At 67.2% G+C, this 13,480-nt stretch carries 12 protein-coding genes; 2 read left to right on the forward strand and 10 right to left on the reverse strand.

What is annotated here, in order from left to right:
• Window positions 1–5 precede the first annotated feature (5 nt).
• Entirely contained in the window at window positions 6–1,286 is a 1,281-nt protein-coding gene (locus tag ASC59_RS01565) for a uracil-xanthine permease family protein (protein WP_055817742.1), read from the reverse strand.
• Window positions 1,287–1,417: 131 nt separating this feature from the next.
• Here ASC59_RS01565 and ASC59_RS01570 point away from each other — a divergent pair, with 131 nt between their 5' ends.
• Window positions 1,418–2,872 carry an NCS2 family permease gene (locus tag ASC59_RS01570; protein WP_055817743.1) on the forward strand — a complete coding sequence of 485 codons (1,455 nt, stop codon included), beginning with the start codon at window positions 1,418–1,420 and terminating at the stop codon, window positions 2,870–2,872.
• Window positions 2,873–3,008: 136 nt separating this feature from the next.
• Here the strand turns inward: ASC59_RS01570 and ASC59_RS01575 are convergent, their stop codons facing one another.
• The 9 genes from ASC59_RS01575 to ASC59_RS17550 all read right to left on the reverse strand — a co-directional run bounded on the left by ASC59_RS01575 (window position 3,009) and on the right by ASC59_RS17550 (window position 11,570).
• Window positions 3,009–4,487, reverse strand: a complete 1,479-nt coding sequence (locus tag ASC59_RS01575) for an HNH endonuclease signature motif containing protein (protein ID WP_082513329.1) — start codon at window positions 4,485–4,487, stop codon at window positions 3,009–3,011.
• Window positions 4,488–4,597: 110 nt separating this feature from the next.
• On the reverse strand, window positions 4,598–5,617 hold the full coding sequence (locus ASC59_RS01580) for an NAD(P)-dependent alcohol dehydrogenase (RefSeq protein WP_055817747.1): 1,020 nt from the start codon (window positions 5,615–5,617) through the stop codon (window positions 4,598–4,600).
• Window positions 5,614–5,841 (reverse strand): helix-turn-helix transcriptional regulator, encoded by a 228-nt coding sequence (locus ASC59_RS01585; protein WP_055817750.1) that lies wholly within the window; start codon window positions 5,839–5,841, stop codon window positions 5,614–5,616. Before ASC59_RS01585 ends, ASC59_RS01580 begins: the two co-directional genes overlap by 4 nt.
• Window positions 5,835–6,266 (reverse strand): hypothetical protein, encoded by a 432-nt coding sequence (locus ASC59_RS01590; protein WP_055817752.1) that lies wholly within the window; start codon window positions 6,264–6,266, stop codon window positions 5,835–5,837. The genes ASC59_RS01585 and ASC59_RS01590 overlap by 7 nt, the downstream gene beginning before the upstream one ends.
• A gap of 158 nt (window positions 6,267–6,424) precedes the next feature.
• Window positions 6,425–7,201: a FadR/GntR family transcriptional regulator gene (locus tag ASC59_RS01595; RefSeq protein ID WP_055817754.1), complete on the reverse strand. Its 777-nt coding sequence runs from the start codon at window positions 7,199–7,201 to the stop codon at window positions 6,425–6,427.
• 21 nt (window positions 7,202–7,222) lie between these two features.
• A complete protein-coding gene (locus ASC59_RS01600) occupies window positions 7,223–8,014 on the reverse strand; it encodes a 3-oxoacyl-ACP reductase (protein ID WP_055817756.1) in 792 nt (263 codons plus the stop codon).
• A gap of 61 nt (window positions 8,015–8,075) precedes the next feature.
• Window positions 8,076–9,449, reverse strand: a complete 1,374-nt coding sequence (locus ASC59_RS01605) for an aldehyde dehydrogenase family protein (protein ID WP_055817758.1) — start codon at window positions 9,447–9,449, stop codon at window positions 8,076–8,078.
• Window positions 9,446–10,222 (reverse strand): gamma-glutamyl-gamma-aminobutyrate hydrolase family protein, encoded by a 777-nt coding sequence (locus ASC59_RS01610; protein ID WP_235492543.1) that lies wholly within the window; start codon window positions 10,220–10,222, stop codon window positions 9,446–9,448. The genes ASC59_RS01605 and ASC59_RS01610 overlap by 4 nt, the downstream gene beginning before the upstream one ends.
• Window positions 10,203–11,570, reverse strand: a complete 1,368-nt coding sequence (locus ASC59_RS17550) for a glutamine synthetase family protein (RefSeq protein ID WP_055817760.1) — start codon at window positions 11,568–11,570, stop codon at window positions 10,203–10,205. Before ASC59_RS17550 ends, ASC59_RS01610 begins: the two co-directional genes overlap by 20 nt.
• Window positions 11,571–11,809: 239 nt before the next feature.
• Between ASC59_RS17550 and ASC59_RS01620 the strand changes: the two genes are divergently transcribed.
• On the forward strand, window positions 11,810–13,372 hold the full coding sequence (locus tag ASC59_RS01620) for an amino acid permease (protein WP_055817762.1): 1,563 nt from the start codon (window positions 11,810–11,812) through the stop codon (window positions 13,370–13,372).
• Window positions 13,373–13,480 lie beyond the last annotated feature (108 nt).

Here is a 13,480-nt window from a genome sequence, read left to right on the forward strand (position 1 = left end):
ACTGGTCAGGCGGTTCCGCGCACGCGGGAGACGGCCTTCATCACGTGGTAAATCACGATCGCGGCGATCGTCCCGAGCGCGATGCCGTTGAACGTGAACGCCCCGGCGTGCAGGGTGAAGTCGGCGATGCCGATGATCAGCGCGATGCCGGCGGTCATCTGGTTGATGGGCCTGGAGAAGTCGACCTTGTTGTCGACCCAGATCTTCACGCCGATGATGCCGATCAGGCCGTAGAGCGCCGTCGTCACACCGCCGAGGACTCCGGCCGGGATGGTGTTGATGAGAGCACCCATCTTGGGAGAGAGCCCGAGGAGCACGGCGAAGGTGCCCGCAACCCAGTAGGCCGCGGTGGAGTAGACGCGCGTCGCGGCCATCACGCCGATGTTCTCGCCGTAGGTCGTCGTACCCGAGCCGCCGCCGAAGCCGGCTAGCATCGTCGACAGTCCGTCGGCGAGCAGTGCGCGACCGGTCAGGGCGTTGACCTTCGGGTCTCCTGTCATCTGTGCAACGCCGCGGATGTGACCGACGTTCTCGGCGAGCAGGACGAGAACCACGGGAAGGAAGGCCGGAAGCACACCGAACGTCGCGGCGGCGTCGGTGAAGGGGTTCGCGGCCCAGCGGAAGTCGGGGAGTCCGATCCATGCAGCCTTCTCCAGCGCCGAGAAGTCCACCTGGCCGAAGGCGACGGCCGCGACGTAGCCGACCACCACGCCGATGAAGATCGACAGCCTGCCGAGCAGTCCACGGAACAGCACTGTGCAGAGCACAACGGCCGCGAGCGTGATGAGGGCCGTCCAGGGTGCCTCGGTGAAGTTCGCCTTGGCTGCTGGCGCGAGGTTGAAACCGATGAGGGCGACAATCGCGCCCGAGACGACCGGAGGCATCAGGATGTCGATCCAGCCCGAACCCGTGACGATCACGATTCCGCCGATGATCGCCAGCAGGGCGCCGACGACGACGATGCCGAACAGTGCGCTGCCGGTCCCGGCTGTCGCAGTGGCCGCGACGATGGGGGCGATGAACGCGAACGAGGATCCGAGGTAGCTCGGGAGTCGGTTCTTCGTGATCAGGAGGAACAGGATGGTGCCGATTCCCGAGAAGAACAGCGTGGTCGACGGAGGGAAGTCGGTGAGGATCGGCACGAGGAAGGTCGCTCCGAACATCGCCACGACATGCTGCATGCCGAGACCGATCGTGCGCGGCCAGCTCAGGCGTTCGCCGGGGAGCACGACATCCGTCGGTCCCATCGTCGTACCGTCACCGTGCAGGGTCCAGGGCAGGGCCATCTCGCTCCTTCGTCATCGTCGAGAGCCCCGAGAGGCCTGCTGCGATGCTACTGAAGATCGGAGCAACGGATGCGGCCCGGCGGCGGCCGGCACAGTACATCAAGGTGCTGGAATGCCTCTAGGATCGGTCTGTGAATTCGAGCACCCAGACGGCTGAGCCGCAGACTGACAAGGGCGGCCTCAAGGGCCGTCTCGACTCCTACTTCCAGATCTCGTCCCGCGGCTCCAGCTTCGGGGGCGAGGTGCGCGGTGGTGTCGTGACGTTCGTCACGATGGCCTACATCGTGATCCTGAATCCGATCATCCTGTCGGGCAAGCCCGATGTGCTCGGCAACACTCTCGACTTCGGCGAGGTTGGGGCCGTCACGGCGCTCACAGCCGGTGTGATGACGATCCTGTTCGGTGTCATCGCCCGACTGCCGTTCGCGTTCGCGGCGGGACTCGGCATCAACTCCTTCCTCGCCTTCAGCGTGGTCGGGCAGGTGACCTGGCCCGAGGCCATGGGCCTCGTCGTCATCAACGGCCTCGTGATCGTGCTGCTCGCGGCCACGGGGCTGCGTCGTCTCATCTTCAATGCCGTGCCCTACGAGCTGAAGATCGCCATCACCGTCGGTATCGGTCTGTTCATCGCCTTCATCGGTCTGGTGGATGCCGGCATCGTCACGTCCACGGGCAATGCGTCACCGCCCGTCGGGCTCGGCATCGACGGTTCCATCGCCACCTGGCCCGCGATCGTCTTCGTCGTGACCCTGCTGCTCACGGGTGTTCTCATGGCACGCAAGGTCAAGGGCGCCATCCTCATCGGTCTCGTCAGCGGGACCGTGCTGGCCGTCATCGTGGAGGCCATCGGTCACCTCGGCAGTGCCGTCACCAACCCGGGCATCGGATGGGGTCTGTCGGTTCCGGTCATCCCGGGCAACTGGTTCGCGCTTCCCAACCTCAGCCTGGTCGGTGCCGTGAGCTTCGACTTCGGCAAGGTCGGATTCTTGACGGTGCTGATGCTGGTCTTCACCCTCGTCTTCACCAACTTCTTCGACGCCATGGGGACCATGACCGGTCTCTCCAAGGAGGCTGGACTCGCTGACGACAAGGGCAACTTCCCGCGTCTGCGTTCCGCCCTCATCGTCGAGGGTGTCGGCGCCGTCGCCGGTGGCTTCACATCGAGTTCATCGAACACCGTGTTCATCGAGTCGGGCTCGGGTATCAGCGAGGGAGCGCGCACCGGATTCGCCAACATCGTGACGGGTCTGCTGTTCATCGCCGCGATGTTCTTCACTCCGATCGCAGCGATCGTTCCCCAGGAGGTCGCCGCCGCTGCCCTCGTCATCGTGGGTGCGTTGATGATGAGCCAGATCAGGGGCATCGACCTCAGCGACTTCTCGGTGCTGCTGCCGGTCTTCCTGACAGTCGTGATCATGCCGCTGACCTACTCGATCGCCAACGGAATCGGAGCGGGCTTCCTCGCCTGGGTCGTGGTGCGATCGTTCTCGGGCAAGGCCAAGCAGGTCAGTCCGCTGCTGTGGGTCGTGGCCATCGGCTTCCTGATCTACTTCGCACGGGGACCCATCGAGGCGCTCTTCGCCTAGCTGGTGTCTGGGCGCCGCGAGCGGCGCTCCTGTCGAGAAGCCCCTGCTCCTTTCGGGAGTGGGGGCTTCTCGCATCCCGGGCGTGCCCGCTCGCTGAGGCCCGGACGCAGTCCGCGGTCGAAGCGTGAGCAGAGCTCTACCCTGTGCCGGTGGCAGCCGGTTGGAGTTTGGTGGGGACGATGACGGGGTGGGTGATCTCGGCTCTGGTCTTCGGTTTCATCAGGCGGGGTGTTCGGGTGGGGTCGATGTGGGGTGGTGGGATCAGCCAGTACTGGTCGTGGGTGTCGCGGGTGATGTCCCAGCCTTCGTTGTGGACGCGGAGGTGGCCTCGGCGGCAGAGGAGGATTCCGTCGGCGACGTCGGTGTTGCCGTGGTCGCGTTTCCAGTGGCGGATGTGGTGGATCTCGGTCCAGGAGGGTGGTCGGTCGCAGTCGGGTTCTCGGCAGCCGCCGTCGCGGATCGTGATCGCGGTGCGTTGTGCTCGGGTGAAGAGGCGTTCGTCGCGGCCGAGGTTCAACGGTTGCCCGGTCGAGGAGAACAGTACGGGCAGATAGCCGGCACACAACCCGCGTTCGACGATGCCCAGCGAGACAGCGCCCGGGTGGCCTTCGAGGGCTCCGAACCCGGTGCCGGTGGACAGTGCCTGTTCGTTGACGACGACCCGCACCGACGGGGCCTCGGTGTCGAGCAGGCGCATCGGGTTCACCGATGCACCGGCTTTCACCACCTGGACGAGTCCCTCGGCGGCGTGACGTTCCCGGGCAGCCCTGTCGAGGAACGGAGTCCGGGCGGATGCTGTACCGAAGGGACGTTTCTTCGGGTCGGTGTGTCGGCGGGGGTGGGTGAGTTGATCGTGGACGGCTTGGAGGAGGGCACCGTTCTCGGGGTCGAGGGCGTACTCACCGCGGTACATGCCGTCGGGGGCGATCCACTGCCGCCAGTACTGCTTCTCCCGCAACACCGCCTCACGCACCGCCACCCCTGAGGTGTCGATCCGGTCCCGCGCCGCCCGGGCCGCAAGCCGGGCTTCGGCAACGTGCACCCGGTGAGTGCCGTCGGGGCCGAGGAGGTCGGTGAGCAAGCTCGCCAGTGCTGTGCTCAGCATGTCGGCGGTCACCTGGTCGGTGATCTCACCCAGACCGGCCTGGATCACGTCCGCCACCGCCACCGTCAGTCGCCCGGCGGAGACCAGCGCGGCCAGAGCCGCGTACCACGGGGCTTCGACCGGCGGTAAGGCGGCGGCGAGTTCGGGGTCGGTATCCCGGGCGACGGACAGGTCGGTGGCGGCATCGGTGACCGCGATCATCTCGCCCACCCGCGCCAACGAGCGGGCTTCGGCCTTGGTCGACCCTGTCATCGAGACGAGCAGCGTGTCGGCGTCGGCGAACCCCGACCGGCGAGCCAACGACCCCAGACCATGCTCGGGCGTGGAGCGGCGGGCGATCTCCGCAGCCGCCAACGCTGCCCATCGATCCAACTCCTGCCGAGGCCCCGCCAAGGCGCGCTGCGTCGACAGCAGGTCGTCATCGGCCAATGCCGCGAACGTGGCCGCACATACCCCTGAAGACGCTAGGGAGGCGGACATTCCGGTGAGCAACAGAGCCGGTGCGGGCATGACTCCATTGTCTCAAACCTGAGAAACTCTCGCAACTGTCTTCGAAACATTCTCACAACTCCGAGCCTGTGGAGAAGACCCGGCAAAACGTCTATCGAAACTATGTGCGATCAGTCCATCGTCACGATCACGGCCCCCCGCTTGCGCTGGGTGTCGACGCGTCGATGGGCGTCCGGGATGCGCTCGAGCGGATACGTGCTGTCGATGACGGCTCGGAGAGCGCCGCTCTCCACCAGTTCGGCGGTGACGGCGAGGTCTGCGGCCTTGGCCGCCGTCGGGCGCAGCCCCGTGAAGGCGATCGCGGCCCGAGGGTGTCGCGGTCGCAGGCGAGTGGTGAGCGATGTCGAGGCCATCTGCGCGAGTAGCGGCAGGGTCGGAACCGTGCGCAGGTACACGCCGCCGTCCGCCAGAACCGGGCGGGCGCGGCGATACGAACTCGCACCGACGGCATCGAAGACGACGTCGTAGAGGGGGCCATGGTGCCCACCCCCGGCAGCCGCCCACCAGTCCTCCCGTGTGTAGTCGATGACGTGCTCGGCGCCGAGCGAGGTCACCAGCTCCGCATTCGGGCCACTGCAGACCCCGGTGACGTGCGCGCCGAAATGCACTCCGAGTTGCACGGCCATGGATCCCACGCTGCCGGATGCGCCGATCACGAGCAGGCGCTGGCCTTCACCGAGCCGGCCGGTGTCGCGCAGGAACGCCAGCGCAGTGGCATCGACGAGGGCAGCGGCCTCGGCGTCGGTCACTCCTGCGGGTTGGTGTGCCAGAGCGGCGTCCGCGGGAAGCACGAGATGCGTCGCATGACCGCCCATCATCGAGCCCGTCACACCGAAGACCCGATCCCCGACGCGGAAGCGCCCGGCATCAGCAGCGCCCCCGACACCCTCGCCGACCGCAACGACCTCGCCGGCGACATCGGATCCGAGCACCGGGATCCGCGGGTGCCGCAGCCCGAAGTACAGTCGCGCGAAGGCCGGGGAACCCGCTCGGGCCGCGGCGTCGGCGGCGCCCACGGTGGCTGCCCGCACCCGGATGACGACCTCGCCGACTCCGGCGACAGGGGTGGCGGCATCCGTCACCTGAACCACGTCGGGACCGCCGTAGCGGGAATAGCATGCCTGCTTCATGATGCGTCTCCCGTGGGGTAGCTGAACACGTCGTCGAGCCTGACGCCGAGTGCCGCCGCGATCTGGAACGCCAACTCGAGCGTGGGGGAGTATCGCCCCTGTTCGATGGCGATCACCGTCTGGCGCGTGACCCCGATGCGCTCGGCGAGTTGTGCCTGAGTCATGTCTCCGGCCTCGGCTCGCAGGGCGCGGATGCGGTTGGAGACCCGGGTCGGCTTCACCATGACGGATCGATCCCGCGACGGTAGGCGACGAGTTTGATGATGGAGCCGACGACGGCCGCAAGTACGAAGCCCAGGTAGATGGCGTTCGCGATCCAGAACCAGGGCTGTTCGACGAGCGCCAACGCAAGGGCGACGACGGAGCCGCCGATCACGAACCACGAGGCGCATGCCTCGCCGAAGCGGTTGATCTGACGGTCGCGGGCATCGGTCGTGTAGTCGTCGCTCGGGCTCAGGATCTCGACCACGATGCGGCCGACGATGGCGGCGCCGATCGAGATGCCCAGGGAGATCAGGAGGGGAAGGACGTAGGCGACGTCGGCCAGGGGCGTGGCGCCAGCCTCACCGAGGATGATCCAGACATAGACGAGGTACGCACCGGTGGTCACCACGAGGTAGACCCAGACGCCCTTCTGCTCGTAGGACATGGCTGCTCCGATGCTCGGGTGATGTAAAGAATGCTTTACATGGAGAAGCTAGGCCCCGGCGGACCGCATGTCAAGAATTATTTACATCTTGCAGGGATGACGAACTGATGCGCCCGACAGTGCTCACCTGGCGTCTGGCGGACGGCGTCTGGCCTCGCTCAGCCCAGGAATCCGCGCAGGAGCGACTCGGACCCGGCGATGTGCTCCTCCATGGCCTGTGCTGCGGCATCCGGATGCCCGCGCAGGATCGCCTTCACGATGTCCTCGTGCTGCTCGTTGGAGTGCGCGATGTTCGCGGCGATGAGGGGGATCCGATCGAGCAGGTCGTTGGTGCGCATGCGCACGTCGGCGATCAGCGGCACGAGGCTGGGGGAGCCGACGAGTTCGGCGATGAGCAGGTGCAACCGGGAGTCGAGCCGGCGGTAGTCCTCGGCCGAACTCGCGCTGCAGTCCTCGAGTGCCTGCCAGAGCCGCTCGCGCTCGATTCCGCTGAGCTCGCCGGTGGCCGCCTGCCTCGCCGCGCCGACCTCGAGGATGCTCCGCAGCACGAGAGTGTCCTCGATCTCCGCCGGTGTCACGGGCGGCCGCTCGGCGAGAGCGGCCGGGCCCGTGACGGAACCCGCACGCATCACCGGAGCACCGCTGGGCAGTTCGTCGACGACGAAGGTCCCGCCGTAGCGACCGCGTCGCGACACGACATATCCGGCGTCAGCCAGGGCGCCGATCGCATCTCGCAGGGTGTCGCGGCTCACCGAGAGCATCGCGGCGAGTTCGCGTTCTGCCGGCAACCTGCCGCCCGGTCCGATGAGCCCGAGCCTGATCGTCTGCAACAGGCGCTGCACGGTCTCCTCGAAGGCGTTGACGACCTTGCCGGGGCGCAGCAGGAGGTCGGCGCTCAGGTCGCCGGCCGCATCCGTTCCCCCCGTGTCGGTCATCGTTCCAGCCTAGATCGCCTCTCAGAGCGGCGTGACGTATGCGGAGCTGATGCCGCCGTCGACGAGGAAGGTCGAGCCCGTGATGAAGGAGGAGTCGTCGCTGGCGAGGAAGGCGACGGCGGCGGCGAGTTCCTCAGGCTCGGCGAAGCGCCCGACCGGGATGTGCACGAGTCGGCGCTGGGCGCGCTCGGGGTCCTTGGCGAAGAGCTCCTGCAGCAGCGGAGTGTTCACGGGTCCGGGGCAGAGGGCGTTCACCCTGATTCCCTGGCGCGCGAACTGCACGCCCAGCTCGCGGCTCATGGCCAGGACGCCTCCCTTCGACGCCGTGTAGGAGATCTGCGAGGTGGCGGAGCCCAGCACCGCGACGAACGACGCCGTGTTGATGATCGATCCGCGCTGCTGCTTCACCATGTGGCGCAGCGCCGCGCGCGAGCACAGGTAGACGCTCTTGAGGTTCACGTCCTGCACCTTCTGCCACGCCGGCAGCTCTGTGGTCTCGATGGAGTCGTCGTCCGGTGGCGAGATGCCGGCGTTGTTGAACGCGATGTCGACCGAGCCATAGGTGGATGCCGCGGTGTCGAACAGGTTGTCGACCTGGGCCTCGTCGGTCACATCCGTCGGAACGAAGAGGCCGTCGACGGATGCCGCCATGTCGGCTCCGGGGGAACCCGGAAGGTCGCCGATGACGACTCGGGCGCCTTCGGCGGCGAAACGTCGCACCGTGGCGAGCCCGATGCCGCTCGCGCCTCCGGTGACGACGGCGACCTTTCCGGSGAGCCGCTGGGTGAGGTCGATGCGGGTGATGTCTGTCATGTTTTTTCTCCTTGTTCTTCCGGCCGCGGTGGTCTCGATACGCGTCGCGCTGCGCGCGGCGCTACTCGACCAGCGGGGCCGGATCGACGGCGATGAAGACGTTCTTGGTCTCGGTGAAGGCGAGCGGGGCGTCGGGCCCGAGCTCTCGCCCGAGGCCCGACTGCTTGAAGCCGCCGAACGGTGTCGTGTACCGCACAGACGAGTGCGAGTTGACGGACAGGTTGCCCGACTCCACTCCGCGCGACACCCGCAGGGCGCGGCTCAGGTCCCGGGTCCAGATGGACCCGGACAGGCCGTACTCGCTGTCGTTCGCCAGCGCGAGAGCGTCGGCCTCGTCGTCGAACGGCAGCACCGTCACCACCGGGCCGAAGATCTCCTCGCGCACGCGCCTGTCGTCGCGAGGCGGGGTGAGCACTGTGGGCGCGAACCAGAACCCGGGTCCGGCGGGCGCCGAGCCGCGGAACGCCACGTCGCGGTCATCGGGAACGTAGGCGCTCACGGAGTCGAAGTGCGGCCTGGAGACCAGCGGCCCCATCTCCGTGCCCTCCTGCAGCGGGTCGCCGACGACGACTCCCTGCACTGCGGGTTCGAGCAGCTCCATGAAGCGTTCGTACACGCTCCGCTGCACGAGGATGCGGCTGCGGGCGCAGCAGTCCTGTCCGGCGTTCTCGAAGACTCCGTACGGCGCCGTGGCGGCGGCCTTCTCGATGTCGGCGTCGGCGAAGACGATGTTCGCGCTCTTGCCGCCGAGTTCCAGCGTCACCCGCTTCACCTGATCGGCGCATCCGGCCATGATCTGCTTGCCCACGGCGGTCGACCCCGTGAAGACCACCTTGCGCACCGCGGGATGCGTCACGAAGCGCTGGCCGACGACCGAGCCCCGCCCGGGGAGCACCTGGAGGAGGCCGTCGGGCATCCCCGACGCCAGAGCGAGTTCTCCCAGACGGATGCTGGTCAGCGGAGTCCACTCCGCCGGTTTGAGCAGCACCGCGTTGCCCGAGGCCAGCGCGGGTGCGAAGCCCCAGGACGCGATGGTCATGGGAAAGTTCCACGGGGTGATCACGCCGACGACGCCCAGCGGTTCGTTGAAGGTCATGTCGATGCCGCCGGCCACGGGAATCTGTCGACCGAACAGGCGCTCGGGGGAGGCGGAGTAGTACTCGAGCACATCGCGGACGTGCCCTGCCTCCCATCTCGCCTGGGCGATCGGATGCCCGGAGTTGCGAACCTCGAGCTGCGCGAGATGCTCCCGATCACCGTCGACCGCCTCGGCGAAGCGTCGCATCGCCGCCGCCCGGTCGGCCGGCGCCCGCGATGCCCACTCGCGCTGAGCTGTCACGGCGCGAGCGACGGCGGCATCGACATCGTCGCTGCTCGAGTGCTCGATCGTCGTGATCACGCTCTCGTCGGACGGATTGATGAGCGTGGAGTTCATGCGTCCTCCCGGATGCCGGTGTCGATCCCTCTGACGTTCAGACGTGCAGCAGCCACGAGGCCGGCGAACAGTCGGCGGTCGTCGCTGTTCTCCTCCGGATGCCACTGCACGGCCACGCCGAACGGCACGGCCGGCAGCTCTACAGCCTCGATCACGCCGTCCTCGCTGCGCGCGGTGACGACGAGACCGTCGGCCACGACGTCGATGGCCTGGTGATGGTAGACGTGCGCCGGATGCCGTTCTCCGACGAGGTCGGCGACCCTGGACCCCGGCACCGTCAGCACGTCGATCGAACCGAACTCCGCGGGAGCCGGCTGGTACTTCTCGCTTCCGATCACGTCGGGCAGGTGCTGCACGAGGGTGCCGCCGAGACTGGCGTTGAGCATCTGGGCGCCCCGGCAGATGCCGAGGAAGGGCAGTTCGCTCTCGATCGCGGCGAGGAGGAGTGCGTCCTCCCAGGTGTCACGGTCGATGCGCGGCACGCCGGTGCGCTCGTGCGGCTGCTGCCCGTACCGGGACGGATCGACGTCGGCACCGCCGGCGATGATGAGACCGTCGAGCCCGTGCAGCACCGAGCGGGCGGTCGTCGGCGAGACGGGTTGCGGGGGAAGCAGCACGGCGATGCCGCCGGCATCCGTCACCGCATCGATGTAGACCTTGGGCAGGAAGGCAGCCCGAACGTCCCAGACTCCGGTCTGCGCCTGTTCGAGGTAGGTGGTGATGCCGATCACGGGGGTGGCGCCGATGGGCGGCTCAGAGTCGTTCGAAGCCACGGACCCGCTCCCAATCAGTGACGGCCGCGTCGTACGCCGCCAGCTCGACTCTGGCGTTGTTGAGGTAGTGCTCGACGACCTCGTCACCGAACGCGGCGCGCGCGATCTCGGACCCCTCGAACAGCTCGGCAGCCTCGCGCAGGGTGGTCGGCACCCGTTCGGCCCCGCCCGTGTAGGCGTTGCCGACAGCGGCATCCTCGAGTTCCAGCTCGTTCTCGATGCCGTGCAGGCCCGCCGCGATGAGCGCCGCCACGGCCAGGTACTGGTTGACGTCGCCGCCCGGCACCCGGTTCTCGACGCGCATTCCCAGGCCGTGCCCGACGACGCGCAGGGAGCAGGTGCGGTTGTCGAGTCCCCATGCCACGGCCGTCGGAGCGAAGCTGCCGTCGACGTAGCGCTTGTACGAGTTGATGTTGGGGGCGAAGAACAGAGTGAGCTCCCGCATGGCCGCGAGCTGTCCGGCGAGGAACTGGCGGAACATCGTCGACATGCCGTGCTCCGCCTCGTCGTCGGCGAAGACCGCGCCGCCAGCCTCATCGCGGAGCGAGATGTGGATGTGGCAGCTGTTGCCCTCGCGCTCGTTGAACTTCGCCATGAAGGTCAGGCTCTTGCCGTGGGCGTCGGCGATCTCCTTCGCGCCGTTCTTGTAGATGGAGTGGTTGTCGCAGGTGACGAGGGCGTGCGCGTAGCGGAAGGCGATCTCCTGCTGGCCGAGGTTGCACTCGCCCTTGACGCCCTCGCAGTACATGCCGGCGCCGTCCATCGAATTGCGGATGTCGCGCAGCAACGGCTCCATGCGGGTCGAGGCGAGCAGCGCGTAGTCGATGTTGTAGTCGCTGGCCGGTGTGAGGTCGCGATAGCCCTTCTTCCAGGCATCGCGGAAGCTGTCGTCGAACACGATGAACTCGAGCTCGGTGCCGACGAACGGCACGAGCCCGCGCTCGGCGAGGCGGCTCAGTTGCGCCTGCAGGATCTGCCGGGGGGACGCGACGACGGGGGAGCCGTCGAGCCACTGGAGGTCGGCGGTGACGATGACGGCTCCTGGCAGCCACGGCGCTCGGCGCAGGGTGGTGAAGTCGGGGATCATCGCCATGTCGCCGTAGCCGCGCTCCCAGCTCGACATGGAGTAGCCGGCGACGGTGTTCATCTCCACGTCGACGGCGAGCAGGTAGTTGCAGCACTCGGCGCCGTGCTCGGCGACGTCCTCCAGGAACAGCCGAGCCGAGACCCGCTTGCCGATGAGTCGGCCCTGCATGTCGGTGAAAGCCACGATCACGGTGTCGACGGCTCCGGATGCCACCTCGCCGGTGAGCTCCTCGATCGTCAGGTTTCCGGACCTCGGTGTCATGGACTTCTCCTTGCGGCCGAACGAATGGTGCGCTTTCCGACCATTACACCACAGAGGTCGTCAGGCGGCGAGGTGCGGCTACGGGGTATTTGAGAGCCTGCGCTGATTCTGAGCATCCGCCCTCTTGTCCAAAGGTATGTACAACGCGCCAATGGCGGCTCTATAGTCGGGGCCACCACTCCACCCCGTTGCTGCGCGCTCGGACTGCGCCGAGCAACCCGAATGCGAAGGATCCATCGATGGCCAAAGACACCCTGCGGGTCTCCGGCGTGACGTACGCCTCGGCAGACGAGGGGTATTTCGAGAAAAGACGCCTCAAGCGCTCCGCCGGGGTCTGGGGGCTGTGGGGCCTCGCCGTGGCCGCCGTCATCTCGGGCGACTTCTCCGGCTGGAACTTCGGCATCGACTTCGCCGGGTTCGGCGGCATGCTCATCGCCTTCGTGATCCTCGTCGTCATGTACTACGGGATGATCTTCTCGATCGGCGAGATGGCGGCGGCGATGCCGCACACCGGAGGCGCGTACTCGTTCGCGCGAGCGGCCATGGGCCCGTGGGGTGGGCTGGTCACCGGGCTCGCCGAGACCATCGAGTACGTCGCCACCACCGCGGTCATCGTGTTCTTCTCGGCGCAGTACGCCAACGGCATCACGACGGAGCTGCTCGACTTCGACCTCTCGGCCAACATGTGGATCTGGTGGGTGATCCTCTATGTGGCCTTCATCGCGCTGAACGCGGCAGGGGCCGCCATCTCCTTCAAGTTCGCCATCGTCGTCTCGATCATCTCGATCGCGATCCTCCTGGTGTTCTCGGCCATGGCGATCTTCTCGGGCGCGTTCAACTGGGACTCCCTCTGGAACATCGCTCCGGATGCCGGTCAGACCGAATTCCTGCCCCATGGCGCGCTCCCCATCCTGTTCGCTCTGCCGTTCGCCATGTGGTTCTTCCTCGGCATCGAGGAACTGCCGCTGGCCGCCGAGGAGTCGCACAACCCCGTGCGGGACATCCCGAAGGCCGGCTTCTGGGCCCGAGGCACCCTGATCGTCACCGGCCTCCTCGTGCTCTTCCTGAACACGGGTGTCATCGGTGCCGAGGCTACGGGAGTATCGCTCGAACCGTTGCTCGACGGATTCCGCGCGATCGTCGGTGACGGAGCCGCCGCCGTGCTCGCGTTGTTCGCTCTCATCGGACTGCTGGCATCGCTGCAGGGAATCATGTTCGCCTACGGGCGCAACATGTATTCGCTCTCGCGAGCCGGCTATTACCCGAAGTTCCTGTCATTGACGGGCAAGCGGGAGACCCCGGGTGTCGCGCTGGTGGTCGGCGCCGTCATCGGGTTCATCGCGCTCATCGTGCTCGACATCCTCAGCAAGGTCGATGCCGAGGGCGTGGGCGCAGTGGCGGGCGCGATCATCCTGAACATCGCCGTGTGGGGCGCCGTTCTCGCCTACCTCCTGCAGATGATCTCCTTCGTGATCCTCCGCAGGAAGTACCCGAACGCCAAGCGACCGTATGTGAGCCCGTGGGGCCTGCCCGGTGCCGTCATCGCCGGCATCATCGCGGCCCTCGTGTTCGTCGGCTTCATCGTCAACCCGACGTTCCAGCCTGCGATCATCGCGATCCTCGTCGTCTACGTGCTCATCCTGCTGGGCTTCGCTCTGTGGGGCCGCCACCGCCTCATCCTCTCTCCTGAAGAGGAGTACGCCGTCTCGGGCGGTCTGCACGGCGACCCGCAGGCCGAGGGCTATGGCGGCGACGTCGAGAAGGACCTGCTGGCCGCCGACGGCGTCGACGAGCCGCGCTAGTCGTATCAGACCGATTCGATGTGGGGTCCCTGCTCCGGCAGGGACCCCACTGTCGATCCGGGGGATAACCGGATGGAGCGGCATCAGGTTGCCTTCTAGCGTTGAGGT

This window comes from Leifsonia sp. Root1293, assembly GCF_001425325.1.
GTDB lineage: Bacteria > Actinomycetota > Actinomycetes > Actinomycetales > Microbacteriaceae > Orlajensenia.